Genomic DNA, 24,173 nt, shown 5'->3' with positions numbered 1-24,173 from the left:
TGAACACCCGTTTAATTTCGAATCCTTGCGAGAGTTTTGCAAGGGGGAGCTTGTGCAAGTGCAAGCGTGCCGTCAGCCCGCCAGATAATCCGCGATCACCGAGTGCGACCCGCGTGCCCAGACGTCGTTAAGAAGCGCGGTGAATTTCGCCACGACCTCGGCATTCTCGGCCAGATCGCCGTAGATCTCGGACATCTCCAGCCACGCGGCGGGACGCTCCTTCGCCAGCTTCGACTGCGCGACGAGGCGATCCCAATTCGGATCGTTCGGCGCGATCTCGGCGCCGGTCTCGCTGGTGCCGTAGCAATAGCGGCACCAGAGCGCGCTCTCGAGGATCAGCCCGGTGCAATCCCGGCCCTGAGCGAGGCAATCGCTGATCGAGGTGATGATGAACTTCGGTTGCCGGTTCGAGCCGTCATGGCACAGGCGGCGGATCGTGTCGGCCACTTCCGGGTTCGAGAAGCGGCTCAAGATCAGCTGCTTGTAATCGTTCAGGTCGGTGTCGGGCACCGGCGGCACGATGGGCAGGATCTCGGTCGTCTCGATCTTGTCGAGATAGGCGCGGATCTGATCATCTGCCATCGCCTCATGCGCGTATTCGATGTCCCGCAGGCCTGCGGCATAGGCGATGATCGCGTGCCCGCCATTGAGGATACGGATCTTCATCGTCTCGAACCGGTCGACCGCATCGGTGAAGGTCACGCCGACTTTCTCCAGCGCGGGGCGGCCCGCAGGGAAATTGTCCTCCATCACCCATTGCCGGAAGGGCTCGCAGGTGACGGGGGCGGCGTCTTCGATCCCGAAGCTTTGGGCAAGCGCACGTTCGCGCGGGCCGGTGGCGGGGGTGATCCGGTCCACCATCGAGTTCGGAAAGGCGACATTGGTCTTGATCCATGCGGCCAGTTCCGGGTCCGACAGTTCCGCCAGTCCGCAAACCGCGTCACGTGTGACATGGCCGTTATGGGGGACGTTATCGCAACACATCACGGTGAAGGGCGGCACGCCCGAGGCTCGGCGCGCCTTCAGCGCGGCGATGATCGCGCCGAACGCGGTCTCGGGATGGTCCGGATTGGCCGCATCGGCCTGAATGTCGGGATGGGTCGGGCTGAACGTGCCGGTCTTCGGGTCGATGTAATAGCCGCCCTCGGTCACGGTAAGCGACACGATCCGAACGCTGGGCTGCGACATGGCGGCGATCAGCGGCGCATTTCCGGAGGCCACTTCGGCAAAACCAACCATCGAGCCTATCACGCGGGCCGATTTCGCCGCCGGGTCCAGCTCGATCACGCTATAGAGCCCGTCCTGTGCTAGAACCGCATCGCGCATCTTCGCATCGCCCGGTCGAACGCCCGCGCCCATGAGCGCCCAGTCATGGCCTTCGCCCAAATTGAACAGATCGTCGAGATAGACCGCCTGATGCGCCCGGTGGAAATTGCCGCAGCCGATGTGAACGATGCCGGGGGTGAGCGCCGCGCGGTCGTAACCGGGGCGCGCCACGTCTGCGGGAAGCTCGGAGAGGGTGTCGTTGGAAAGTGTCATGTCAGCTCATCCAGTTTCCGCCGTCGACATTGTAGGTCTGGGCGACGATGTATTCGGCCTCGTCCGAGGCGAGGAAAACGGCCATGCCGGTCAGGTCGGCGGCGGTCCCCATGCGGCCATAGGGGACGGACTCGCCGACCTCTTTCTTCTTCTGGCCCAGGGGTTTGTTCTCGTATTTCGCGAAGAAGGCATCGACGCCGTCCCAATGCTCGCCATCGACCACGCCGGGCGCGATCGCGTTCACGTTGATGCCATGTTCGATCAGGTTCAGCCCCGCCGATTGCGTAAGGCTGATGACGGCGGCCTTGGAGGCGCAATATACCGCGACCAATGCCTCGCCCCGACGTCCGGCCTGAGACGCCATGTTGATGATCTTGCCGCCACGGGCCTGCGCGATCATCTCCTTCGCCGCCGCCTGCATCATGAAGAGCGTGCCTTCGACATTGATCTTGAAGACGCGGGCGTAATCCTCGCGGGAGATTTCCACGAGCGGCGCGGCGGTGAAGATCGCGGCGTTGTTGATCAGGATGTCGATCCCGCCCGAGGCGCGCATCTTCTCCATCGCGGCGTCGATGCTCGCCGCGTCGGTCACGTCGAGCTTGAGCGCGACCGCGCCGATCTCGGCCGCGGTGTCCTCGGCCCGCGCGATGTCGATATCGCCGATCACGACCTCCGCGCCTTCCGCGATGTATTTCTCCGCGAAAGCGCGGCCGATCCCACGGGCTGCCCCGGTGATCAGGGCGCGTTTGCCATTCAGTCGCATCAGATTGCCTGTCCTTGCGCGTCGAATTTGTGGAGTTGGTTGAGGTCGGGGGTCAGGTAGACCTTGTCGCCCGAATGCAGCCCGATCTCGCCGCCGCCGCGCACGTTGATCACGCCATGCTTCGTTTCGACATGCAGGAACGTGTCGGAGCCCAAGTGCTCGGACACGCCGACCGTGCCCTCCCACGCGCCTTCGGTCGTCGAGACCTCGATATGCTCCGGGCGGATGCCGATGCTGTCGGCGCCGTATTTCGCAGCTTCGTCGCCCTCGATGAAGTTCATCTTCGGCGAGCCGATGAAGCCCGCGACGAACTTGTTGCGCGGCGAGCGATACAGTTCCAGCGGCGAGCCAACCTGTTCGATCCGGCCGGCCTGCAGCACGACGATCTTGTCGGCCATGGTCATCGCCTCGACCTGATCGTGGGTGACGTAGATCATCGTGGTCTTGAGCTTCTGGTGCAGTTCCGAGATCTCCAGCCGCATGTTCACCCGCAGCGCCGCATCGAGGTTCGACAGCGGTTCGTCGAAAAGGAACGCCGCCGGTTCGCGCACGATGGCCCGACCGATTGCGACGCGCTGGCGCTGACCGCCCGAAAGCTGGCCGGGGCGACGGTCGAGATAGTCGGTCAGGTTGAGGATGCGCGCGGCATTGTCGACCTTCTCTTTGGCCGCCGCCGCGTCCAGCTTTGCCATCTTCAGCGGGAAGGCGATGTTCTTGCGCACCGACATATGCGGGTAGAGCGCGTAGCTCTGGAACACCATCGCCAGACCGCGCTTGGCGGGGGGCAGGTCGCTCGAAGGTTGACCGTTGATCTCGATTTCGCCGCCCGAGACGTCTTCCAGACCCGCGATCAGGCGCAGAAGGGTGGATTTGCCGCAGCCCGAGGGGCCGACGAAGACGACGAACTCGCCTTCGTTGATTTCCAGATCGAGCGGCGGGATGACCTCGACATCGCCGAAGGCCTTGCGGACGCCCTTGAGGGTAATCTGTCCCATGGGTTTAGCTCCTTATTTCACGGCGCCGAAGGTCAGGCCACGCACCAGCTGTTTCTGGCTGAACCAGCCGAGGATCAGGATCGGTGCGATAGCCAGCGTCGAGGCGGCAGAGAGTTTCGCGTAGAACAGCCCTTCGGGGCTGGAATAGGCGGCAATGAAAGCGGTGAGGGGGGCGGCATTCGCCGCCGTCAGGTTCAGCGTCCAGAAGGCTTCGTTCCAGGCGAGGATCACGTTGAGCAGAAGCGTCGAGGCGATGCCGGGAACGGCCATCGGGGTCAGCACGTAGAGGATCTCGCCGCTCAAGGTCGCGCCATCCATGCGGGCGGCCTCGAGGATGTCCTTCGGAATTTCCTTGAAATAGGTGAAGAGCATCCAGATCACGATCGGCAGGTTCATCAGGCACAGCACGATGACCAGACCGGTCCGGGTATCCAGCAGGCCCCAGTCGCGGAACATCAGGTAGATCGGGACGAGCACCCCCACGGCGGGCATCATCTTGGTGGACAGCATCCACATCAGCACGTCCTTGGTGCGCTTGCCCGGCACGAAGGCCATGGCCCAGGCCGAGGGGATCGCGACGATGAGCGCCAGCAGGGTGGAACCGAACGAGATCACCACCGAATTCATGAAGTGGCGGAAGTAGTTCGAGCGCTCCTGAACGAGATGGTAGCTGTCGACGGTCCAGGCCGAGGTCAGCACGTCCCACGGGGCCTTGATCGCGTCGCCCTCGGTCTTGAACGACAGGATGATCGTCCAGAGGATCGGGAAGAAGATCACGAAGGCCAGCGCCCATGCGATCACGGACATGATCGTGCGGCGGCGGTTGGAGATTTTGCGCGCCATTGGATTACGCCTCCAGGTTCTTGCCGATCATCCGCATCAGGAAGATCGCGACGATATTTGCGAGGATCACGGCGATCACACCGCCCGCGGCGCCTCCGCCCACGTCGAATTGCAACAGCGACTGGACATAGACGAGGTAGGTCAGCGTGGTGGACGCGTTGCCCGGCCCGCCATTCGTGGTCACGAGGATTTCCGCGAAGGTCGAGAGCAGGAAGATCGTCTGGATGAGGATCACCACGGTCGCGGCCCGCGCGAGGTGCGGCAGCATGATGTAGAAGAACCGCGACAGCGCGCCCGCGCCGTCCATCTCGGCGGCTTCCAGCTGCTCGGAATCCAGCGATTGCAGCGCGGTCAACAGGATCAGCGTCGCGAAGGGCAGCCACTGCCATGCCACGATTATGGTGATCGAAAGCATCGGCGCATGGGCGAGAAAGTCATATGGCTGTAGCCCTATCGCCTTGGCGATATAGGCGAAAATGCCGTTCACCGGATTGTAGAGCATGTTCTTCCAGACCAGTGCGGACACGGTCGGCATGACGAAGAAGGGCGCGATCACGAGAACCCGTACGATGCCCTGGCCGAAGATCGGCTGATCGAGGAGCAGCGCCAGCAGGATGCCCCCGATCACGGTGATCAGCAGCACGCCCCCCACCAGCACCAAAGTGTTCTTGAGCGCAGTGAAGAAGGCGGGATCGGTGAGGAAGTAATAGTAATTGTCCCAGCCCACGAAGCCGCCCTGACCGGGCATCAGCAGGTTGTAGCGCTGGAACGAGAACCAGATCGTCATGCCCAGCGGCACGGCCATCCACATGAACAGCAGGATGACGGATGGCGAAATCATGAGACGCGCGGCAGAGCGCGAGGCTTGCGTGGACATCGGTCCGGCTCCGGTTATCGGAAGTTGAAAAAAAAGAGGCACGGGGCGGTCAGACCCAAAATGACCGCCCCGGCCGGGGAGGGGCCTGGTTACTTGATGTAACCGGCCTTCTTCATCTCGCGCTCGGTCAGGCTCTGTGCGTTTTGCAGTGCCTGATCGCCGGAGATTTGCCCTGCGAGCGCAGCCGAGAACTGCTGACCGACGGCGGTGCCGATCGCCTGGAACTCGGGGATCGCGACGAACTGGACGCCGGTATAGGGAACCGGGTCAACCGTCGGATTGGTCGGGTCAGCCGCGTTGATCGAGTCCAGCGTCAGCTTCGCGAAGGGAGCCGCTTCGAGATATTTCGGGTTCTCGTAGAGCGAGGTGCGGGTGCCCGGGGGCACGTTCGCCCACCCCTCTTTCTCGGCCACGAGCTCGGTATAGTGCTTCGAGGTCGCCCATTCGATGAAGGTCTTCGCGGCGTCTTCCTTCTGGGTGCCCGCCGGGATCGCCAGCGACCAGGCCCAGAGCCAGTTCGCGCGCTTGTCGACGCCTTCCTTGTTCGGCGCGAGCGCGAAGCCGACCTTGTCGGCCACGGTCGAGTCCTTGGGGTTGGTCACGAAGGACGCAGCCACCGTGGCGTCGATCCACATGCCGCATTTGCCTTGCTGGAACAGTGCGAGGTTCTCGTTGAAGCCGTTGGCCGACGCGCCGGGCGGGCCGTATTTGTTCATCATGTCGAGGTAACGCGACATGGTCTCTTTCCACGGGGCCGTGTTGAATTGCGGCTGCCAGTTCTCGTCGAACCAACGTCCGCCCATCGAGTTGTCCATCGTGGTCAGGAAGGCGGCGTTCTCGCCCCAACCGGCCTTGCCGCGCAGACAGATGCCGTAGACTTCATTGTCCTTGTCGGTCATCGCGGCAGCGGCTTTTTCGATGTCGGACCAGGTCGGCTTCTCGGGCATTTCCATCCCGGCCTTTTCCATCAGGTCCTTGCGATACATCACGAAGGAGCTTTCGCCGTAGAAGGGCGCTGCATAGAGCTTGCCATCCACGGTGAGGCCTTTGCGGATCTGCGGCAGCAGGTCGTTCACGTCATAGCTGTCGGGCATGCCGTCGAGCGGCACGAGCCAGCCCTGCTTGCCCCAGATCGGAACCTCGTAGGTGCCGATGGTCAGCACGTCGAACTGGCCGCCCTTGGTGGCGATGTCGGTGGTGACCTTCTGGCGCAGGACGTTCTCTTCCAGCGTGACCCATTCCACCTTGATGTCGGGATGCTCGGCATAGAAGTCGTCCATCAGGCCCTGCATGCGGACCATATCGCCGTTGTTCACGGTTGCGACGGTGATGGTGGTCTCGGCTGCCGCAGCAGTCGCAAGCGCGCCGAGAGCACAGGCGCCCATGAGCGCCCGGATCGTATAAGTCATAGATTTCCTCCCTTGCGGTCTGAGCATATGCCCAAACTGTGAGAAAATATTCACAAACAGAACCCAAGCTGTCAATCAAGAATTACTGCGATGTCTTGATTTATTATGAACGCCGTCTCTAACGCCTTGTTTCGGCGTCAGTCTTCCAACAGGGCCTGAGCCGTCGGCTCGTCGGTCACGAGCCCGTTGAGAAGCCCGCCTTCCAGAGCGGCACGAATCGCGACCAGTTTCGAGCTGCCAGCGGCGATGCCGATCACCGGGGCGTCGCGCTTGGGCTCGATCCGGAACGAGCCGAAACGCGTCGTGGTGGGAGTGGTGATGTAGTTGCCCTGCGCATCGTAGAACGAGCCCACGAGCTCGCCCACGCCGCCAGCCGCGCGCAGCTCCTCGAGTTCGGCGAGGGTGACGAAGCCGTCCTTGTGCACCGGCGCGTCCTCGCCCAGCTGGCCGACGCCGACGAAGGTCGCATCCGCCTCCGCCGCGAGCCGCTTCACGGCCTGCACCGGCTTGAGCCGGTCGAACATCGCACGTTCCTCCACCGTTTCCGAGATCACCGGAACCAGCATGGGATAATGCGGCAGGCGCAGCTTGTCGGCCATCCGCATGATGACGTCATAGAACGAGGCAGAACCGTCCGGGGCGATGTTGCCGATCAGCGAGACGATCTTGTGCTCGGTCGCGGGGCGCTGCATCACCTCGTTCACCATCGCAGAGAGCGAGCGGCCCGTCCCGAAGGCGATCACCTGCGGCTCGGACCGTGCGAGGATCCGTTCGAGAAGCGTGGCGGCGAAAGCGGCGGTGGCCGTGGCCGGGTCGCCGCGTTCACCCAGCGACGGCGCGACGCGCACCGTCTGCAGCCCGAAGCGACGCATCAGCGCCGCTTCCAGTTCCAGACAGGCGCCGATCTTGTGCTCGATCCGCACCCGCACCAGTCCTTCTGAAACCGCGCGGCTCACCAGCCGCTGCGCGCGCTGACGCGACACGCCGAGCTCGGCGGCGATCTGGTCCTGCGTCATGCCGCCGACGTAATAGAGCCATCCGGCCCGTGCCGCCTCGTCATCGCGCGAAGTTTCGGCCTCATTCATACGGCTCACGACTCTTTCTCCCTGATGAGTCCATTCTGGAAGAACTCGGTGAAATGCGCAAATTCGCGATGCGGACGGGCATCCTCGGGCGGCGTCAGGTCGCGCCCGGCCAGATGGCTGCCGCCGGTGAAACGCCAGACTTCCATCCCCGCCGCAAGCCCTGCACGAATGCCGTTGAGGCTGTCCTCGATCACCAGCGTGCGGGCAGGGGCCGCGCCCATCTTCTCCGCCGCGTGCAGGAACAGGTCGGGTGCGGGCTTTCCATGGGCGACCTCGCTCGCGGTGAACAGCCGATCGCCCACCCGGTCGCGCAGGCCTGCGATTTCCAGCGAGCGTTCGGCGCGCGGCAGGCTCGACGACGTGGCCACGCACCATGGCACGTCGAGTGCCTCCAGCACATCGGCCACGCCCTGAGTCACTCGCAGGTCCCGCTCGAACGCGTCGAGCAGACGCGCGCGATACTGCGCCTCGAACTCCTCCGGAAGATCAAGCCCGAACTCGGAGCGGATCTGCTTCATCACCGTGGGATAGGACCGGCCGAGGAAATGGTGCGCGACGTAATCGAGGTCGATATTCACTTGCAGCGTGGCCAGCTCGTCGATCAGCATCTGCGCCGAAATGATCTCGGAATCGATCAGCACCCCGTCGCAGTCGAAAATCACCAGATCGGTCATGGTTCCTCCCCCCTGTCATTCGCGCAGCGATAGCGTGCGAAACCGGGGATGGCCAGAGGCGGAAACGGTCTGTCAGACCATGGCCTCCTGCGCACCGATCCCGGTCACCCGAAGCACGATCGCGCCCGCGCCGAACAGGAAGATCGCCATCACGCCGAGCCAACCGACCCACGGGATGATCCAGATCAGCGCGCCGATCGCCGCGCCACCGAACGCCGCGAGGGCGCATTCGCCCGGCGTGACCGGCTGGCCGCGCCCGATCAGATCATGCAACCACGCGCCGATGACCCAGATCCCCACGATATAGCCGCCGAAGCCCAGCACCAGCGCTCCGAGCAGCGAGAACGGCACCAGCACCAGCCCGATCACGGTCATCGCAAGCAGCAAGATCGATCCCACGAGCGCCGAGAGCCCGACGAACCCCGCAAGGCCCGCGCGCAAGGGATGGGCGAGGCTGCGCCGGCGCATGCGGTCCATCAAGCCCGGCGCGAAGACCGCGAGAAGCGTGGCCACGATCCCGACCACGAGCACGCCGCCCAGCCAGTCGCGGATCTCGATCAGGTAATTGCGCGCCGGGGCAGGGCGTGCCTTCGCCTCTTCGAATTCCTTCGCCTGATGAATGCTTACCCGTTCGGCCGGGGCGACGCTGGAGGGGACGGTCACCTCACCGGGCGTGTCGGTATAGACCTGAACCTTGCCTGTGACCGTCGCGCCATCGCCCCAGGTGACGGTCTTTGTTCCCAGCACGAGATCGCCCGAAATTTCGGCGTCGATCAGCGCCTCGTCGGCGCCGATGACCGCGCTGCCCGCGACAGGAGCCTCGAGCCGAACCTGCTGCCCCATCGCGCGCAGGTTGCCCGAGATCGTCCCCTTGACGGTAAGCGCCTGACCCGCGAGCGTCGCCGCACCCGCGACCGGGGCCGCGAGGTCGATATCCTGACCCGCCGCATAAAGGTCGCCGCCCACCCGTGCGCCGATCACGATATTCTGGCCCGCGAGATGCGCCGCGCCCGTGATCGGGCTACCCATAGTGACGTGCTGACCAGCGGCGAAAAGATCGTGGATGTTCTCACCCGTGGCACTCACGGTGCGGCCCGCGAGATAGGCGTCGCCGCCGAAGCGCCAGTCTTGAGTTTCCTCGGCCGCCGCGACCGAGGCGGCCAGAGCGACAGCGAGGCAGGCGAGGGATTTGACGAGGAAATTGCGCGACATAACCGGGGCCTTCCAGCGAAATTGACGATGGGGAAGTGTAACACCAATCGTTCACGGCCACGTGACATAGCTCAATACGGGCATAAAAACCTGCGATTTACGCATGTGAAAAGGGGCGCCCCTTCCGGAGCGCCCCTTCCCATAGATCCCTGAAGCGGGAACGGCCGATTACATCATGCCGCCCATGCCGCCCATGCCGCCCATGTCGGGGGCACCGCCAGCGCCTTTCGGCTCCGGCTTCTCGGCGATCATCGCTTCGGTGGTGATCAGCAGGCCAGCAACCGAGGCCGCGTCTTCGAGCGCGGTGCGGGTCACTTTCGCCGGGTCGATCACGCCGAACTCGAACATGTTGCCGTACTCTTCGGTCTGCGCGTTGAAGCCGAAGTTCAGGTCGTCGCTCTCGCGGACCTTGCCGGCCACGACAGCACCGTCCACACCGGCGTTTTCTGCGATCTGACGCAGCGGCGCTTCGAGGGCGCGCTTGACGATCGCGATACCGGCTTCCTGGTCGGAGTTCGCACCGGAGAGACCGGCGAGCACTTTCGCGCCCTGAACGAGGCTGACGCCACCGCCGACAACGATGCCTTCCTGAACGGCCGCACGGGTCGCGTTCAGAGCGTCGTCCACACGGTCCTTGCGCTCTTTCACTTCGACTTCGGTCATGCCGCCGACGCGGATGACAGCCACGCCACCGGCCAGTTTCGCGACGCGCTCTTGCAGCTTCTCGCGGTCGTAGTCCGAGGTGGTTTCCTCGATCTGGGTGCGGATCTGGCTGACGCGCGCTTCGATCTCGGCCTTGTCACCAGCGCCTTCGACGATGGTGGTGTCGTCCTTGGTGATGCTCACCTTCTTGGCGGTGCCCAGCATGTCCATGCCGACGTTCTCGAGCTTCATGCCGAGGTCTTCCGAGATCACCTGGCCGCCGGTCAGGATCGCGATGTCCTGCAGCATGGCCTTGCGGCGGTCGCCGAAGCCCGGTGCTTTCACGGCTGCGATCTTCAGGCCGCCGCGCAGCTTGTTGACCACGAGGGTCGCGAGCGCTTCGCCTTCGACGTCTTCAGCGATGATGAGGAGCGGCTTTTGCGACTGGATGACCTGCTCGAGCAGCGGCACCATCGGCTGCAGCGACGAGAGCTTCTTCTCGTGGAGCAGGATGTAGCAGTCTTCGAGTTCCGCGACCATCTTGTCGGGGTTGGTCACGAAGTAGGGCGACAGGTAGCCACGGTCGAACTGCATACCTTCGACGACTTCGACTTCGGTCTCCATGCCGCGGGCTTCTTCCACGGTGATGACGCCGTCATTGCCGACTTTCTGCATCGCGTTGGCGATCATCTTGCCGATGGCTTCTTCGCCGTTCGCCGAGATGGTGCCGACCTGAGCGACTTCGTCCGAGTCCTTGACCGGGCGGGCCGCGCTCTTGATCGCGTCGACGACTTTCGAGGTCGCGAGATCGATGCCGCGCTTGAGGTCCATCGGGTTCATGCCAGCGGCCACGGCTTTCAGGCCGTCCTTGACGATCGCCTGAGCGAGCACGGTGGCGGTGGTGGTGCCGTCGCCAGCCTCGTCATTGGTGCGCGAGGCGACTTCTTTCACCATTTGCGCGCCCATGTTCTCGAACTTGTCCGAAAGTTCGATCTCTTTGGCGACCGACACACCGTCTTTGGTGATGCGCGGCGAGCCGAACGACTTTTCGATCACGACGTTGCGGCCTTTCGGGCCCAGCGTGACCTTCACCGCGTCGGCGAGGATGTTGACGCCGTCGAGCATACGATCGCGGGCGTCGGTGGAGAATTTCACGTCCTTGGCTGCCATGTTTGTTGGCTCCTTGACTGAGTTGTTCTTGGGATATCAGGGGGTCTCGGTAAGGGCAGGGCGCCTTACGAGATGATGCCCATGATGTCGCTTTCTTTCATGATGAGCAGCTCTTCGCCGTCGAGGGTCACTTCCGTGCCCGACCACTTGCCGAAGAGAACGCGGTCGCCAGCTTTGACGCCCGGTGCGATCAGCTCGCCCGATTCCTTGCGCGCGCCGTCACCCACTGCGACGACTTCACCCTCTGCGGGCTTTTCCTTCGCGCTGTCGGGGATGATCAGGCCACCCTTGGTTTTTTCTTCGCTCTCCACGCGCTTGACCAGCACACGGTCATGAAGCGGTTTGAATGCCATCTGGGTCACTCCCTAAAGGTTCCAGGTTCGAAAACTTTTAGCACTCGTTATTGGTGAGTGCTAACGATGGCGGAGTTAGTCACTGAGGCGGGCGGCTGTCAATAACCGAAAAGCGAATTTTTTGCGTCAATTCGAACGATCGGGGCGCGGCGATTTCGCCTCTATGCGGAACGCATATCGCGTGGCACTCTCGCCCTCATGAAATTCGCCAAGCTCCTTCGGCCTTTGCTGGCCCCCGCGCTTTCTCTCTGCCTCGCACTACCCGCATGGGCGGAGTGCCGCGGCTCGAATATCTTTGACGCGCTGCCCAAGGCCGAGCAGGAGGCGCTGACCGCCGCCGCCGATTCCGCGCCCTTCTCTCGCGGATTGCTGTTCTCTGCAACCAAGGGCACGGAAAAGATCACGCTGGCCGGCACCTACCATCTGCCTGATCCGCGCCATGACAAGCTGGTCGGGGCGCTCTCGAAGGCGCTCGAGAAAGCGTCGCGGCTGCTGGTGGAGGCGGGCCCGGACGAGCAGGCGCGGCTGGAGCACGCGATCCAGACCGACCCGACGCTGATGTTCTCGACCGGCAAGACCCTGCCACAGATGATGTCCGAGCAGGACTGGAACATGACCAAGGCGGCGCTCGCGGCCCATGGGATGCCCGCTTTCCTCGCCGCCAAGATGCGCCCCGCTTTCGTCGCGATGACGCTGTCGCTGCCGCCCTGTGCCACGGCCGAGCTCGCCAAGGGGGAGGGCGGTCTGGACCTGCAGGTAATGACGCAGGCCGAGGCCGACGGCGTGCCGGTCGAGGCGCTGGAGCCGTGGGACACTGTCTTCAAGCTGTTCAACGGCATCACCGAGACCGAGGCACTGGAAATGCTCCGCGCGGCAGTGATCGGCGCGCCCTTGGCTGACGATATGGGCGTGACGATGGGCGATCTCTATTTCCGGGGCGAACCGCGCCTGATCTGGGAACTGGCGCGCGAACAGGCCGTCACGGCAGGCATGAATGCCGATGAGGTCGAGCGCCAGATGAAGCTCTCCGAGGATCTGCTGATGGTCGCCCGCAACCGCAACTGGCTGCCCAAGATCGAAGCCGCGGCGAAGCAGGGGCCGGTCGTGGTCGCGGTGGGCGCGCTGCACCTTTCGGGTAAAGAGGGGTTGTTGCGGTTGCTCGAGAAGGACGGCTGGAGCATCGAGCGGCTCGATAGCTGAGACGTCGAAATGCAGCTTGCCCCGGGGTGCCCCGCCCCGGTCCGCGCCTGTCCGGTTGCTCGCTTGCGGCCCTTTCCGCATCGCCAGCCCCCTAGGTGACAAGCCCAGACACAGCGCCTATAACCTGCGCCGACAGTTGATTATCCGAGAGGATCTCCCCATGACGATTAAGGTTTTCGGCCACAAGGCCCCCGACACCGACTCGACCGGCTCGCCCATTGCCTGGGCGTGGTATCTCAACGAAGTCAAAGGCACCCCGGCCAAGCCCTGCCTGCTGGGAGAGCCCAATACCGAGGCGGCTTTCGTCATCGAGCATTGGGGCCTCGACAAGCCCGAGATCATCTCTGACGTGGAAGAAGGCGAGGACGTGGTCGTCGTCGACACCAACAACCCCGCCGAGCTGCCGAGCAGTATCAACGCTGCCAACGTCATCCAGATCATCGATCACCACAAGCTGACCGGCGGGATCGAGACCAAGGGTCCGATCGACATCACGATGCGCCCGCTCGCCTGCACCGCGACCATCCTCTACGATCTGATGGGCGACGACGTGGCGAAAGCGCCGCGCGGCATCAAGGGCGCGATGCTCAGCTGCATCCTGTCGGATACGCTGGAATTCCGCTCGCCCACCACGACCGATCACGACCGCGCCGTCTGCGACGCGCTGGCGAGCGATCTGGGCATCGACATGCACGAGCTGGCCGAGAAGATGTTCGAAGCGAAATCGGACGTCTCCGCCTTCACCGATGCAGAACTGCTGCGGATGGATTCCAAGGAATACCCGGTCGACGGCACGACCTTCCGCGTTTCCGTGCTGGAGACCACCGCGCCGAAGATGGTGCTGGACCGGAAGGCCTCGCTGATGACCTCGATGGAAGAGGTCGCGAAGGAAGACGGCGTCGATCAGGTGCTGCTGTTCGTGATCGACATCCTGAAGGAAGAGGCGACGCTGCTGGTGCCGAACGATCTGGTGAAGGGCGTGGCCGAGAAGAGCTTCGACGCCACGGTCGAGGGCGACACGGTGGTGCTGCCCGGCGTTATGAGCCGCAAGAAGCAGATCATCCCGTCGCTCAAGGTCTGAGCTTTCGGGATTTGAGGTAGGGAAGGGGCGTCCGGTCGGGCGCCCCTTTTTTCTTATTTGGTCGCCCAGTTCGGGCGCAATCGCGAAGCGGGAGCATTTTGCTCTGGCGCGGGGCGACCAGCCCCGAGCCGCGCCGCGCCCGACCCTCCCCCCGGGAGGGCGCATTGGCGATGTCAGCGCGGGCTCGAACGTCATTCGGGCTTGCGAGATAGACCGCCAAGCCACCCGCCGATCGAAGCGCTCACCCGAGGCTCAGGCCCGCAACTTATTGCCTCACTCTTCCATCGTCCCCGTTTCCACGAAGCGCTGGTGCCAGCTCAGCGCCTCGCCCAGCAGGTTCGGGGCATGATTGGCGAAGCTGCCCTTCTTGGCGCGCTCGAAATAGTCGCGCAGCATCGGGCGATAGGCGGGATGGGCGCAGGTCTCGATGATCGTCTCGGCGCGCTGCTTCGGAGACAGCCCGCGCAGATCGGCCAGACCGTGCTCGGTCACGATCACCTGCACGTCCTGCGCGATGTGATCGACATGGGCGGCCATCGGCACGATCGCCGAAATCTTACCACCTTTGGCGACCGACGGAGTCATGAAGATCGAGACATAGCCGTTGCGCGCGAAATCGCCCGAACCGCCGATGCCGTTCTGGATCTTCGAGCCCATCACATGTGTCGAGTTCACGTTGCCATAGATATCCGCTTCGATCAGCCCGTTCATCGCGATGCAGCCCAATCGGCGCACCAGCTCTGGATGGTTCGAGATTTCCTGCGGGCGCAGGATCAGCTTGTCGCGGAAATAGGCGGCGTTGTCGTTGAAATACTGCGCCTTCTCGGGCGAGAGCGAAAAGGCGGTGGCCGAGGCCATGCGCAGCTTGCCGGCCTCGATCATGTCGAGCATCCCGTCCTGAATGACCTCGGTGAAGGCGGTCATCTGGTCGAAGGGGGCCTCGATCAGCCCGGCCATCACCGCGTTCGGCACGTTGCCCACGCCGGATTGCAGCGGCAGCAGCGCGCGCGGCAGGCGGCCCTGTTTCACCTCGTTGCCGAGAAAGTCGAGGATATGGCCCGCAATCGCCTCGGCCACCGCATCGGGCGGGCTGAAGGGCGCGTTGCGGTCGGGCGCGTCGGTCTCGACCACGGCCACGACTTTCTCGGGATCGACCTCGAAATAGGTCTGGCCGATGCGGTCGTCAGGCTTCACCAGCGGAATCGGCACGCGGTTCGGGGGCAGGGCGGTGCCGTAATAGATGTCATGCATCCCCTCCAGCATCGGTGACTGCCAGCGGTTCACTTCGAGGATGATCTTGTCAGCACAGTCGAGCCACGTCTTGTTATTGCCGACCGAGCTCGACGGGATCAGCTTGCCATCCTCGGTGAAGCCGGAAATCTCGATCACCGCCGTGTCGAGCTTGCCCATGAACCCCATCCACGCCATCGGGGCGACCTGGCTCAGGTGCATGTCGAAATATTTCATCTGACCCGCATTGATCCGTTCGCGCGCGATCGGGTCGGAATTGTAGGGCAGGCGGAATTCGATCCCGTCGGCCTTGGCCAGAGCGCCGTCCAGCTCGGGGCCCGTCGAAGCGCCCGACCAAATCTTCACCTTGAACGGGCGGCCCGCCGCGTGCTCGGCCTCGATCCGGGAAGCGAGCGCCATCGGCACCGCCTTGGGATAGCCCGAGCCGGTGAAGCCCGACATGCCGATCGTCGCGCCATTGTCGATCAGGGCGGCGGCGTCTTCGGCGGACATCACCTTGGCGGCGAGCCCGGCATGGGCTTTGCGGATCGTGTGGTTCATGAGCAAGCGCCTCCTTCGCGATGGTTCGGTCGCGATGGCGCGGAGCGGGGCTCCTCTCTGCCTCCCATCGCCGCGCGACCTCGTGTTCCGCTGACGAGGAACGCGAGGTTGCGCGGGATGTCCATGTTTGGCCGGTATGCGCTGGACGCATGACTCATGTCGCTGGGCGCATGGCGTAGAGTTTGCGGCGCCGGGAGCGTTGAGATCAGGCTTCGACAAACCCCATCGAAATCAGGGCTTGGGCGAAATCGTCGTCGGTGAAGGGCTTGATCAGTATTTTGCCTTCAGGGAAACCATCCATCATCACGGATTTTTCATCATAGCCGGTCGAATAGAGGATTGGCACCGCGCGTTCGCGCAGCGCCTTGGCAGCTTCCAGCGAGGTTTCGTCGCCGAGATTGATGTCGAGCAGCGCCATCGAGATATCGTTGCCGCCAGCGATGTGCTGCAACGCTTCATCGACGGTGCCGAAGATGACCACGTCGCGCGCACCGAATTCGCTTAGCATCGCGGCCGCGTCATAGGCCACGATCATTGCGTCTTCGAGAACCAGCGCGGTGCCGTCGATCCGAGGTGGCGCACAAAGAGTCACGAGGACCGCCTAGCCGCGCGGCGGGCATCGCTTGCGCGATTCTCGCTTCGTTCGTGCTGGATATTCCGGGGCATCAGCATCCTGTCCTTGCAGATAACTGCGTTCGAAGGGGGAAGGGATCGTAGTTGATCCGGCGTCGCATCTGAAATTTAGGCGTCAGTCCCGGTCGACGGTGCGCTGAGAGGCCTCGTGAACCTTAATGCACGTCATAATCTTCGGGGTCATTTAACTATGACATACCTTCGCAATTCGTCTAGCCGCTTGTTTCCGGCTCTACAAAGCATCGTGAACGCCTGTCGGCGGAAACGTGAGGCAAATAACGGGAAACACTCGCTTCCTCCCGAAGATCGAAAGGAACCCGCCAAGGCCATCCGCGTTGCCTTATGACGCAAAAGTGAGCCAAGGCATGACAAGTAACTGTAGAAATTGCCCCTTCGTCGATAATCCCGCCTTCATGGCGCCGGATCCGGGTGAAGAAGCGATCACTGAAGCCGCCCGGGCGGGCGAGCTGCGGATGCCCTCGGGCCAGGCCGTGGTGATGGAAGGGAACGAGCCGCAGCGCTTTTTCACTCTGCTCGAGGGTCAGGCGATGCGCTACCGGATGCTGGAAGACGGACGGCGGCAGGTACTCAATTTCCTCTTTCCCGGCGATCTGATCGGTCTCGACGCGATCATGATGGGCGTGGCCTCGCATACCACCGAGGCGCTGACGCCGGTGAAGCTCAGCGTATTCGACCGCAGACAGGTCTGGGAACTGTTCTCGAAAATGCCGCAGCGCGCGATGATGCTGACATGGCAGGTCGCGCGCGAGGAGCATTTCCTCGGCGATGCGCTGGTGACGGTTGGCCAGCGCTCGGCGCGCGAGGCGCTCGCATGGGCCTTCGTGACGCTCTACGAGCGCGGCATGCAGACCGGGCTGGTGCGCGATGGCAAGATGCCGTTCCCCGTCCGCCAGCAGGATCTTGCGGATGCGCTTGGGCTGTCACTGGTTCACACCAACAAGACTCTCGCCCGCCTGCGCAGCGAAGGGTTGGTTCAGTGGGCGCAGGGGATTCTCCAACTGCCAGATCTGGAAAAGCTCGCCGACATAGGAGTCGTCGAGCTCGGATCCGGGAAGCCACGCTACTATTTGTAGTGGCGTAGTTCCCCAGCCCGACCGCAGCCGCACACCGATTCTCGAAGCTTTTCACATAGGCGAAAAGCGATTTTTCGCAGGGTGACGCAGAGGAATACCGGAAAAGATCTGCAGCGATGTCCTATGACGTAGCGCGTTCATCGGTTTCGCGGCAGATGCTGGCTTTCTTCGAATAAGTTAACAAAACGGAACCGAGCAAGCTTGGAAGACCTGTCTCGAAAATCTGACTTCGCCAATCTGGCGGACGTTTCCCATTCGCAACGCGCGGTGCCCGTGGGCGCGGCGCTTCTGCCCGAGTCCACGCCGCTGATCGCGCGGATCGAGCGCGGCATCGCCATGCGCTATACTCTGATCGAAGACGGGCGTCGGCAGGTCGAGGCGCTGGTTTATCCCGGCGATCTCTGCGGCCTCACCAGTGTGCTGCACGGCCCCGGGGCGAGTTACTACGAGGCGCTCACGCCGGTGATACTGTCGAGCTTCGATCCGGCCGATCTGCGCCAACCCGCGATCAACGGCCCAGATCGCGACACTGCGCTTCTTTGGCTGATGACGCGCGAACTGACGCGGCTTTCGGGCTGGCTGGCCTCCGTCGGGCAGCGCAACGCCAACGAGGGCATCGCCTGGTTCGTGATGCACGCATGGGAGCGCGCCGAGGCGGTCGGTCTGATCGAGAAGGACAGCGCCCCGTTCCCCTTCGCCCAGCAGGTCGTGGCAGATTCCCTCGGGCTCTCGCTGGTGCATACCAACAAGACGATCCGCCGTCTGCGCGATCAGGGGCTCTTCCGCATCTCCGGCGGGCGCGTAAGGATTTCCTCGCTTCCGGCGCTGCGTCGGGCGGCCGCTCTCTAAGCTCTTCCCTGTCGCCCAAACGACGCGCTGCGACCTTGTTTGGCGCCGGTCCGACACAGCGCCCAGGAGGGCCAGATCAGGCCTCCAAAGCGAGTCCCGCATCCGGCGACGCCCCTCACATCCGGCGTGACCTCAAGCGCGCGTGATCGGCTAAGTTGCTCATTTTGCTCACGGATCGCTCACCGCTGCATCACAAGCGCGAGAGATTGGCCCGTTTGCCCCTGTGTTTCGATGCGCGCGTTCAAGCCCAACCCCCTTTATTTATTGGGAATTTTTTCGTGTGTCGCAGGACTGTGATGGAAATTGTGCATATATTTCATATGTTTGCGGCTGTTCCTGCGACAATTTGTCAGGACCGATTGACCTCAAGGGCGCTGCCCTAGAGTGGAAGGCAACGCGCGGGATGGGAGCCCTCGCGGCCTCCCCCGAGAGACCCCTATGCCCCCGCGCCAAGAAGAGGGAATAGGAAAGGTATTTCCGTGTTGTTTGAAAAAATCTACAAGCGGCCCAGCCGCCTCGCTGCCCCGGTCCTGTTGACCGTCGCGGCTGCATGGCTGTCAGGTTGCGCGGAGAACGGGGTGATGACCCCGCTCGGGCCGGTCGCGGCCGGAGAACGCGCGCACTTGATCAGCTTCTTTCTCTGGATGCTGCCCATCACGTTGCCGATCCTGATCGGTACGCCGTGGATCGCGATGCGCTATCGCCGCCATGGCGGCAAGGGCAAGTACGACCCGAACTGGGCACACTCGGTTGGGGCCGAAGTCGTGATCTGGGGCGGTGCCACGCTCACCTTCCTCATCGTCGGCTGGCTCACCTGGGGCCACGTGCAGGGCGAAGACCCCTACAAGCCGACGGGCAAGGACCCGATGCATGTGAAGGTCATCGGTTCCGAGTGGAAATGGATGTTCATCTATCCCGGCAAGGTCGCCGCCGTGAACCGGCTGGTTCTTCCCGAGAACACCCCGGTCGAGTTCGACCTGACCGCGACCGGCGCGATGCAGAGCTTCTGGATTCCGCGTCTCGCGGGCCAGATCTACGCGATGCCCGGCATGAAGACGAAGATGAACCTGACCACCTCGGAGAACCCGTCGCAGACCTATGGCTTCAACAGCCAGTTCAACGGCGCGGCTTTCCCGCTCAACAAGTTCGAAGTGGACGTGGTGAGCCAGGATCAGTTCAACGCCTTCCTGCAAGAGCCCAAGCACCCCTTCGCCCAGCTCGAGAAGCAGTTCAAGAAAACCGCGACCTGGTCGGGGCCTGAACTCTTCGAGCCGCCGGAGACCGGTTTCTGGGACAAGGTGGCAATGAACCCCGACATGCTGACCGATGGTGGCGCCGCCATCCTTCCCGACAACGCGCCCGAGCAGAAACAGATCGATGACGCGATCCGCGACGAGCTGCATGTCTCGCAAATTCAACCTCAAGGGGACGCGCAATGAGTATTCTTGGTAGTCTCGACTGGAACGATATCTTCATCGTTCCCTTCTTTACGGAGCCGTCTCTGTCCACCGGGATCGCGGCCGGCGCCGGCGGCGTCGTCGTGCTCGGCGCGCTCGCGGTCATGGTTCTGCTGACCGTCAAAGGCTGGTGGAAACCGCTCTGGTCCAACTGGATCACTACGCTCGATCACAAGAAGATCGGCGTCATCTACATCGTTCTTGCCCTGATCATGCTGATCCGCGGCGTGCTCGAGGCGGTCGTGATGCGCGCCCAGCAGGTCTCGCCCGCACCGGGCTTCCTGTCGGTCGAACACCACGCAGAGCTGTTCTCGACCCACGGCACGATCATGATCTTCTTCGTGGCGATGCCCTTCCTGACCGGCGTCATCAACGTCGTCATGCCGCTCCAGATCGGTGCGCGCGACATGGAGTTCCCCTTCATGAACGCGGTTTCGCTCTGGCTGTCGATCGGCGGTGCGGCGCTCGTGATGGCCTCGCTCGTCGTCGGTCACTTCGAGACCGGCGGTTGGACCGCTTACCCGCCCTACACGGGCATCAAGCTGTCGCCGAACGAGGGCGTGGATTACTGGATCTGGTCGCTGGGCCTGACATCGGTGGGCTCGACGCTTTCCGGCATCAACTTCCTCGTGACGATCTACAAGCAGCGTGCCCCCGGCATGAAACTGTTCGACATGTCGATCTTCGCCTGGGCGACGCTGTGCACCGCGATCCTGATGATCTTCGCAATGATGCCGCTGACGGTGGCCTCGCTGATGCTGGCGCTTGACCGTCAGGCGGGCTTCCACTTCTTCACCGCCACCCAAGGCGGGAACATGATGAACTTCGCCAACATGTTCTGGCTGTTCGGTCACCCGGAAGTCTACATCCTGATCCTGCCGGCCTTCGGCGTGTTCTCGGAAGTCATCCCGACCTTCTCGGGCAAGAAGATCTACGGCTACACCTCGCTGGTCTGGGCCACCATTGCCATCGCAGTGCTGTCCTTCACGGTCTGGGTGCACCACTTCTTCACTATGGGCCAGACGGCCAACCTGAACGCGATCTTCGGGATCGCCACGATGACGATCGGCGTGCCGACGGGCGTGAAGGTCTTCAACTGGATGCTGACGATGTGGCGCGGCAAGCTGCGGTTCTCGACCGCGATGCTGTTCTCCACCGGCTTCATCTTCACCTTCGTGATCGGCGGGATCACGGGCGTCATGCTCGCCAACCCGACGATCGACTTCGCAACCCACAACTCGCTGTTCCTGGTGGCGCACTTCCACAACATGCTCATCCCGGGCCTGCTGTTCGGTATGTTCGCGGCCGTGAACTTCTGGTTCCCGCTCTGCTTCGGCTTCCGCCTGGACGAGAAATGGGGCCGTCGCAGCTTCTGGCTGTGGATGATCGGCTTCTACGGGGCCTTCATGCCGCTCTACGCGATCGGCCTGATGGGCGCGCCGCGCCGCATGGCCTTCTTCACCGAGCCGGCCTACTTCCCGTGGCTGGTGATCGCGATGCTCGGAGCGCTCTGCGTGCTGGCGGGTCTGACCGCGCAGGTCATCCAGATCTGGGTCTCGGTCAAGAACCGTGAGAGCCTGATGGTGCCGGCGGGCGATCCGTGGGACGGTCGTGGTATCGAATGGTCGCTGGGCTGCCCGGTGCCGGAATACGACTTCACCACCATTCCCGCGATGACCTCGCGCGAGCCGTGGGTCGATGCGAAGGAAGCGGGCAAGCGGATCATGGATCCGACCGAGTTCGTCGACATCCATCTGCCGAAGCCGACCGGTATGCCCTTCCTCGTGGGCCTCGTCGCGACGCTCTTCGCGTTCGCCATGATCTTCCAGATGTGGCTGATCGCGGCGGTGGGCTTCGTGGCCATGTGGGTGCTGGTGCTGATCCGCTCCTACGACACCGATTGGGAAGAAACCATCACTGCGGAAGAACTGCGTGAGGGCTATGAAGCCCATAAGCGCCTCGTCGAAACCACGCCGCAAATCCGGCTCGACGATGAGTTCACCACCAAGAACCGCGGCCTGATCATGGAGACGCAGGTATGAGTGCAACTATGAGCAACACGGGGGCAGCGCACGCTGCCTCCCACGATCACGGCCATCACGACAAGACGGGCACGGTGATCTTCGGCTTCTGGATCTTCCTGATGTCGGATCTCATCGCCTTCTCGCTGATGATCGCCAACTACGCCGATGCCGAATGGCACGGCATCGCGAACGGGCCGAGCCCGCATGAGCTGTTCAGCCTCGGCCTGCCCACGATCGAGACGATGGCGCTGCTGATCTCGACCTTCACCTTCGGCATCTGCACGCTGGGGATGAAATACGGCGCGTCGATGAAGCGCACCGTGGGCTGGCTCGTCCTGACGCTGGCGCTCGGCGCGATCTTCCTCGGGATCGAACTCTACGAATTCCACGAGTTCTGGACCGAGGGCAACACGCCGCAAGTGTCGGGCTTCCTGACCGCCTATTACTCGCTGGTGGGTCTGCACGGTCTGCACGTCACCTCGGGTATCATCTGGGGCATCCTGCTGATGGTTCAGATGAAGACCTTCGGGATGAACGACCTGATCAAGTCGCGTCTCGTGCGTCTGGGCCTGTTCTGGCACATGCTGGACATCGTCTGGATCGCGCTGTTCACGAAAGTCTACCTGATGGGGGTGCTGTGATGGACTATATCAACTCCGACGTCGGCATGGACTCGGCTGAGTACAAGCACGACATGGCGCGCTATGTCTGGGGCTTCGCCCTCTCGGTGGTCCTGACGCTCGCAGGCGTCGTGATCGTCGCGGGCGGCATGTTCTCGGTCGGTGTCGCATGGTCCCTCGTGGGGCTGCTCGGCATCGCGCAGCTGGTGATCCAGTTCTGGGCCTTCATGCACCTCGATTTCTCGAAAGAGGCGCGGCCGGACCTGTATCTGGTGCTGTTCACCTTCCTGCTCATCATCCTTATGGCCGCGGGCACCGTCTGGGTGCTGGCCGATCTGGCAAGCCGGATGGGTATGGGCGCCGGCAGCATGTGAGCCGAGGGGTCGGGGCCTTCGGTCCCGCGCCGCCAAGACAAAAAGAAACGCGGGCAGCGAAAACTGCCCGCGTTTTTTCATGTCCGCCTTTGCTGCGCGGTCACATCGGGAAAAGCTGGTAGCCTTGGCTCTCGAGCACCGGAACCGCCGCCAGCGCGGAGAGCGCCACATCCACATTCGGCCCGACCTGATCCTCGCTGAAGCCGTGATCGGCCAGCGCCTGCCCGCAGACGTAGAGCGTGACGCCTGCCTCCGCGAGCTCCTTCTTGAGCTTCGTGTCTGGATCATCGTTACCGAATTTCTTCTTATACGCTTCCGGCGAGAGGGCGAGCTTGGTCGCCGCGCCGTGCAGCACCACCGCGAACTTGCGATGCTCCTTGTCGACCCCCGCATTGCCGTAGACGTTGACCGCGCGCGCGACATGCCAGAGCGCCGCGTTCACGCCGTCTTCCATCGTCTTGTCGCCGCCGACGTCGAAGACGATCTTCCAGTCCTTTTTCGGGTCAGGGGTCAGCGCGCCATCGGGCACGGGATGCATCTTGCCGTAATCCTTCACGACCGGGTTGATCCATTCGGTCTGACCGGAGCCTGTTCCGGGATCGTCCGAGGCGGCATAGGCCATGGTGCTGCCAAGCGCGATCGCGGCGAAATAGGGGATGACGAGGCGGGCGGGATAGCGCATCGGGAAACTCCTCGGATTGCAGGTGCCTTCGGGCTGCGAAATCGCAGCTCAGGGACAATCCGAAGACGGGGGCGCACGTTCCTCTACGATTTCTCACGCGCGATCCAGTTTTTGTGAGCGCAGGTTCGGGCGCGAGAACGCAAAGAAAAACGCCGCTCGAATAAGCGGCGTTCAGGGTGGTCTAGACGGTGCAGGCGGGGCTCAGGAGCCCCAGTGCCGCACCGGACCGCAATCCATATGCACGAAGTTCGAGCGCGAGTACTTGCCCACGCCGCCGGCATGGCAGGCGGTCGCTGCCTTGTACATCTGGCTGACCGAGCGCGACTTCAGCCGCAGGTCCATCGCCAGCCCCTTCATGTGCAGCGAGTTCTTCGCGACGCCTTTCGAGCGGGCGCGCAGCATCGCGTTGGTCTTGGGCGAGCGGTAGCCCGAGAGCAGCATGTAAGGTTCGTTCGATTCCATCAGGTTGTGTGCGGCCGCCGCGATGTCCACGGTGCGCGCGTCGATGTTTTTCAGCTGGTTGGTGCGCCAGTCGCGGGCGAAGTAGGTGATTTCCTTCAGCGCGTCCGGGATATACTCGCCTTCGATCCAGTAAACGGTGTCGAGCGTCTCGCCGGTACGACCGTTATACATCTTGATCCGTCGGATATCCCCAGCGCCCTTGAGTAGACCGAAAGCGTTACTCATGGTGGGGGCTGCCGTCACCATGGTCGCAGCAAATGCGCCCAGAAGGCCGCGCCGGGAAATCGTCGTCATAGCAAGTTCCTGTGTTCGCCTGTCTCTCGATTTACCCGCCCTGTTTCGGG

At 63.0% G+C, this 24,173-nt stretch carries 23 protein-coding genes; 8 read left to right on the top strand and 15 right to left on the bottom strand.

The features are described 5' to 3' along the window. Nucleotides 1-72: 72 nt before the first annotated feature. From B6V72_RS11990 to groES, 11 genes are all read right to left on the bottom strand, one after another. Nucleotides 73-1,539 (bottom strand): mannitol dehydrogenase family protein, encoded by a 1,467-nt coding sequence (locus tag B6V72_RS11990; protein ID WP_088735671.1) that lies wholly within the window; start codon nucleotides 1,537-1,539, stop codon nucleotides 73-75. 1 nt (nucleotide 1,540) lies between these two features. Further along, nucleotides 1,541-2,305 (bottom strand): L-iditol 2-dehydrogenase, encoded by a 765-nt coding sequence (locus B6V72_RS11985; RefSeq protein ID WP_088735766.1) that lies wholly within the window; start codon nucleotides 2,303-2,305, stop codon nucleotides 1,541-1,543. Next, complete coding sequence (locus tag B6V72_RS11980) at nucleotides 2,302-3,297, bottom strand: ABC transporter ATP-binding protein (protein WP_075774604.1); 996 nt, start codon at nucleotides 3,295-3,297, stop codon at nucleotides 2,302-2,304. Before B6V72_RS11980 ends, B6V72_RS11985 begins: the two co-directional genes overlap by 4 nt. A gap of 12 nt (nucleotides 3,298-3,309) precedes the next feature. Continuing rightward, nucleotides 3,310-4,140 (bottom strand): carbohydrate ABC transporter permease, encoded by an 831-nt coding sequence (locus B6V72_RS11975; protein ID WP_075774605.1) that lies wholly within the window; start codon nucleotides 4,138-4,140, stop codon nucleotides 3,310-3,312. A 4-nt stretch (nucleotides 4,141-4,144) separates the two neighbouring features. Next, nucleotides 4,145-5,017, bottom strand: coding sequence for a sugar ABC transporter permease (locus tag B6V72_RS11970; protein ID WP_075774606.1), 873 nt, complete (start codon nucleotides 5,015-5,017; stop codon nucleotides 4,145-4,147). 89 nt (nucleotides 5,018-5,106) lie between these two features. Further along, complete coding sequence (locus tag B6V72_RS11965; RefSeq protein ID WP_075774607.1) at nucleotides 5,107-6,426, bottom strand: sugar ABC transporter substrate-binding protein; 1,320 nt, start codon at nucleotides 6,424-6,426, stop codon at nucleotides 5,107-5,109. A 137-nt stretch (nucleotides 6,427-6,563) separates the two neighbouring features. Then, nucleotides 6,564-7,511, bottom strand: coding sequence for a sugar-binding transcriptional regulator (locus B6V72_RS11960; RefSeq protein ID WP_088725030.1), 948 nt, complete (start codon nucleotides 7,509-7,511; stop codon nucleotides 6,564-6,566). 5 nt (nucleotides 7,512-7,516) lie between these two features. Beyond that, nucleotides 7,517-8,185, bottom strand: a complete 669-nt coding sequence (locus B6V72_RS11955) for an HAD family hydrolase (RefSeq protein WP_088735670.1) — start codon at nucleotides 8,183-8,185, stop codon at nucleotides 7,517-7,519. 72 nt (nucleotides 8,186-8,257) lie between these two features. Next, a complete protein-coding gene (locus B6V72_RS11950) occupies nucleotides 8,258-9,397 on the bottom strand; it encodes a hypothetical protein (protein WP_088735669.1) in 1,140 nt (379 codons plus the stop codon). A gap of 168 nt (nucleotides 9,398-9,565) precedes the next feature. Then, nucleotides 9,566-11,209 carry a chaperonin GroEL gene (gene groL / locus B6V72_RS11945; protein ID WP_075774611.1) on the bottom strand — a complete coding sequence of 548 codons (1,644 nt, stop codon included), beginning with the start codon at nucleotides 11,207-11,209 and terminating at the stop codon, nucleotides 9,566-9,568. A 65-nt stretch (nucleotides 11,210-11,274) separates the two neighbouring features. After that, on the bottom strand, nucleotides 11,275-11,562 hold the full coding sequence (groES, locus tag B6V72_RS11940) for a co-chaperone GroES (protein WP_075774612.1): 288 nt from the start codon (nucleotides 11,560-11,562) through the stop codon (nucleotides 11,275-11,277). Nucleotides 11,563-11,760: 198 nt separating this feature from the next. Here groES and B6V72_RS11935 point away from each other — a divergent pair, with 198 nt between their 5' ends. Together B6V72_RS11935 and B6V72_RS11930 are read left to right on the top strand one after the other, a co-directional pair. Continuing rightward, a complete protein-coding gene (locus B6V72_RS11935) occupies nucleotides 11,761-12,762 on the top strand; it encodes a TraB/GumN family protein (protein ID WP_088735668.1) in 1,002 nt (333 codons plus the stop codon). Nucleotides 12,763-12,922: 160 nt separating this feature from the next. After that, nucleotides 12,923-13,843 carry a manganese-dependent inorganic pyrophosphatase gene (locus B6V72_RS11930; RefSeq protein ID WP_088735667.1) on the top strand — a complete coding sequence of 307 codons (921 nt, stop codon included), beginning with the start codon at nucleotides 12,923-12,925 and terminating at the stop codon, nucleotides 13,841-13,843. Between the two features lie 273 nt (nucleotides 13,844-14,116). Here the strand turns inward: B6V72_RS11930 and B6V72_RS11925 are convergent, their stop codons facing one another. Both B6V72_RS11925 and B6V72_RS11920 read right to left on the bottom strand, forming a co-directional pair. Next, complete coding sequence (locus tag B6V72_RS11925; protein WP_088735666.1) at nucleotides 14,117-15,634, bottom strand: acetyl-CoA hydrolase/transferase family protein; 1,518 nt, start codon at nucleotides 15,632-15,634, stop codon at nucleotides 14,117-14,119. Nucleotides 15,635-15,839: 205 nt separating this feature from the next. Further along, entirely contained in the window at nucleotides 15,840-16,226 is a 387-nt protein-coding gene (locus tag B6V72_RS11920) for a response regulator (RefSeq protein ID WP_143597886.1), read from the bottom strand. A gap of 406 nt (nucleotides 16,227-16,632) precedes the next feature. Here B6V72_RS11920 and B6V72_RS11915 point away from each other — a divergent pair, with 406 nt between their 5' ends. The 6 genes from B6V72_RS11915 (at nucleotide 16,633) to B6V72_RS11890 (ending at nucleotide 22,685) form a co-directional block, all read left to right on the top strand. Continuing rightward, a complete protein-coding gene (locus B6V72_RS11915) occupies nucleotides 16,633-17,361 on the top strand; it encodes a Crp/Fnr family transcriptional regulator (RefSeq protein ID WP_075774616.1) in 729 nt (242 codons plus the stop codon). 201 nt (nucleotides 17,362-17,562) lie between these two features. Then, on the top strand, nucleotides 17,563-18,210 hold the full coding sequence (locus B6V72_RS11910) for a Crp/Fnr family transcriptional regulator (RefSeq protein WP_075774617.1): 648 nt from the start codon (nucleotides 17,563-17,565) through the stop codon (nucleotides 18,208-18,210). Between the two features lie 479 nt (nucleotides 18,211-18,689). After that, nucleotides 18,690-19,649, top strand: coding sequence for a cytochrome ubiquinol oxidase subunit II (locus B6V72_RS11905; protein WP_088721714.1), 960 nt, complete (start codon nucleotides 18,690-18,692; stop codon nucleotides 19,647-19,649). After that, on the top strand, nucleotides 19,646-21,709 hold the full coding sequence (locus tag B6V72_RS11900; RefSeq protein WP_088718822.1) for a cbb3-type cytochrome c oxidase subunit I: 2,064 nt from the start codon (nucleotides 19,646-19,648) through the stop codon (nucleotides 21,707-21,709). Before B6V72_RS11905 ends, B6V72_RS11900 begins: the two co-directional genes overlap by 4 nt. Before the next feature lie 8 nt (nucleotides 21,710-21,717). Further along, a complete protein-coding gene (locus tag B6V72_RS11895; RefSeq protein WP_199224666.1) occupies nucleotides 21,718-22,332 on the top strand; it encodes a cytochrome c oxidase subunit 3 in 615 nt (204 codons plus the stop codon). Continuing rightward, a complete protein-coding gene (locus B6V72_RS11890) occupies nucleotides 22,332-22,685 on the top strand; it encodes a cytochrome C oxidase subunit IV family protein (RefSeq protein ID WP_077701192.1) in 354 nt (117 codons plus the stop codon). Before B6V72_RS11895 ends, B6V72_RS11890 begins: the two co-directional genes overlap by 1 nt. Nucleotides 22,686-22,785: 100 nt before the next feature. Here the strand turns inward: B6V72_RS11890 and B6V72_RS11885 are convergent, their stop codons facing one another. Then, a complete protein-coding gene (locus B6V72_RS11885; protein WP_088718820.1) occupies nucleotides 22,786-23,367 on the bottom strand; it encodes a DsrE family protein in 582 nt (193 codons plus the stop codon). A 201-nt stretch (nucleotides 23,368-23,568) separates the two neighbouring features. Then, nucleotides 23,569-24,123, bottom strand: a complete 555-nt coding sequence (locus tag B6V72_RS11880; RefSeq protein ID WP_075774621.1) for a DUF882 domain-containing protein — start codon at nucleotides 24,121-24,123, stop codon at nucleotides 23,569-23,571. Between the last annotated feature and the right edge of the window lie 50 nt (nucleotides 24,124-24,173).

Origin of the sequence: Thioclava sp. F34-6 (genome assembly GCF_002213235.1) — a bacterium.
GTDB lineage: Bacteria > Pseudomonadota > Alphaproteobacteria > Rhodobacterales > Rhodobacteraceae > Thioclava > Thioclava nitratireducens.
Note: the sequence above shows the minus strand (reverse complement) of the source record. Positions and strands in the feature narration are given on the sequence as shown.

Excerpts from the sequence above, each read along its gene's own strand:
- B6V72_RS11990 (WP_088735671.1), bottom strand. The coding sequence starts at position 1,539 with ATGACACTTTCCAACGACACCCTCTCCGAGCTTCCCGCAGACGTGGCG.
- B6V72_RS11980 (WP_075774604.1), bottom strand. The coding sequence starts at position 3,297 with ATGGGACAGATTACCCTCAAGGGCGTCCGCAAGGCCTTCGGCGATGTC.
- B6V72_RS11975 (WP_075774605.1), bottom strand. The coding sequence starts at position 4,140 with ATGGCGCGCAAAATCTCCAACCGCCGCCGCACGATCATGTCCGTGATC.
- B6V72_RS11970 (WP_075774606.1), bottom strand. The coding sequence starts at position 5,017 with ATGTCCACGCAAGCCTCGCGCTCTGCCGCGCGTCTCATGATTTCGCCA.
- B6V72_RS11965 (WP_075774607.1), bottom strand. The coding sequence starts at position 6,426 with ATGACTTATACGATCCGGGCGCTCATGGGCGCCTGTGCTCTCGGCGCG.
- B6V72_RS11960 (WP_088725030.1), bottom strand. The coding sequence starts at position 7,511 with ATGAATGAGGCCGAAACTTCGCGCGATGACGAGGCGGCACGGGCCGGA.
- B6V72_RS11955 (WP_088735670.1), bottom strand. The coding sequence starts at position 8,185 with ATGACCGATCTGGTGATTTTCGACTGCGACGGGGTGCTGATCGATTCC.
- B6V72_RS11950 (WP_088735669.1), bottom strand. The coding sequence starts at position 9,397 with ATGTCGCGCAATTTCCTCGTCAAATCCCTCGCCTGCCTCGCTGTCGCT.
- groL (WP_075774611.1), bottom strand. The coding sequence starts at position 11,209 with ATGGCAGCCAAGGACGTGAAATTCTCCACCGACGCCCGCGATCGTATG.
- groES (WP_075774612.1), bottom strand. The coding sequence starts at position 11,562 with ATGGCATTCAAACCGCTTCATGACCGTGTGCTGGTCAAGCGCGTGGAG.
- B6V72_RS11935 (WP_088735668.1), top strand. The coding sequence starts at position 11,761 with ATGAAATTCGCCAAGCTCCTTCGGCCTTTGCTGGCCCCCGCGCTTTCT.
- B6V72_RS11930 (WP_088735667.1), top strand. The coding sequence starts at position 12,923 with ATGACGATTAAGGTTTTCGGCCACAAGGCCCCCGACACCGACTCGACC.
- B6V72_RS11925 (WP_088735666.1), bottom strand. The coding sequence starts at position 15,634 with ATGAACCACACGATCCGCAAAGCCCATGCCGGGCTCGCCGCCAAGGTG.
- B6V72_RS11915 (WP_075774616.1), top strand. The coding sequence starts at position 16,633 with ATGACAAGTAACTGTAGAAATTGCCCCTTCGTCGATAATCCCGCCTTC.
- B6V72_RS11900 (WP_088718822.1), top strand. The coding sequence starts at position 19,646 with ATGAGTATTCTTGGTAGTCTCGACTGGAACGATATCTTCATCGTTCCC.
- B6V72_RS11895 (WP_199224666.1), top strand. The coding sequence starts at position 21,718 with ATGAGCAACACGGGGGCAGCGCACGCTGCCTCCCACGATCACGGCCAT.
- B6V72_RS11890 (WP_077701192.1), top strand. The coding sequence starts at position 22,332 with ATGGACTATATCAACTCCGACGTCGGCATGGACTCGGCTGAGTACAAG.
- B6V72_RS11885 (WP_088718820.1), bottom strand. The coding sequence starts at position 23,367 with ATGCGCTATCCCGCCCGCCTCGTCATCCCCTATTTCGCCGCGATCGCG.
- B6V72_RS11880 (WP_075774621.1), bottom strand. The coding sequence starts at position 24,123 with ATGACGACGATTTCCCGGCGCGGCCTTCTGGGCGCATTTGCTGCGACC.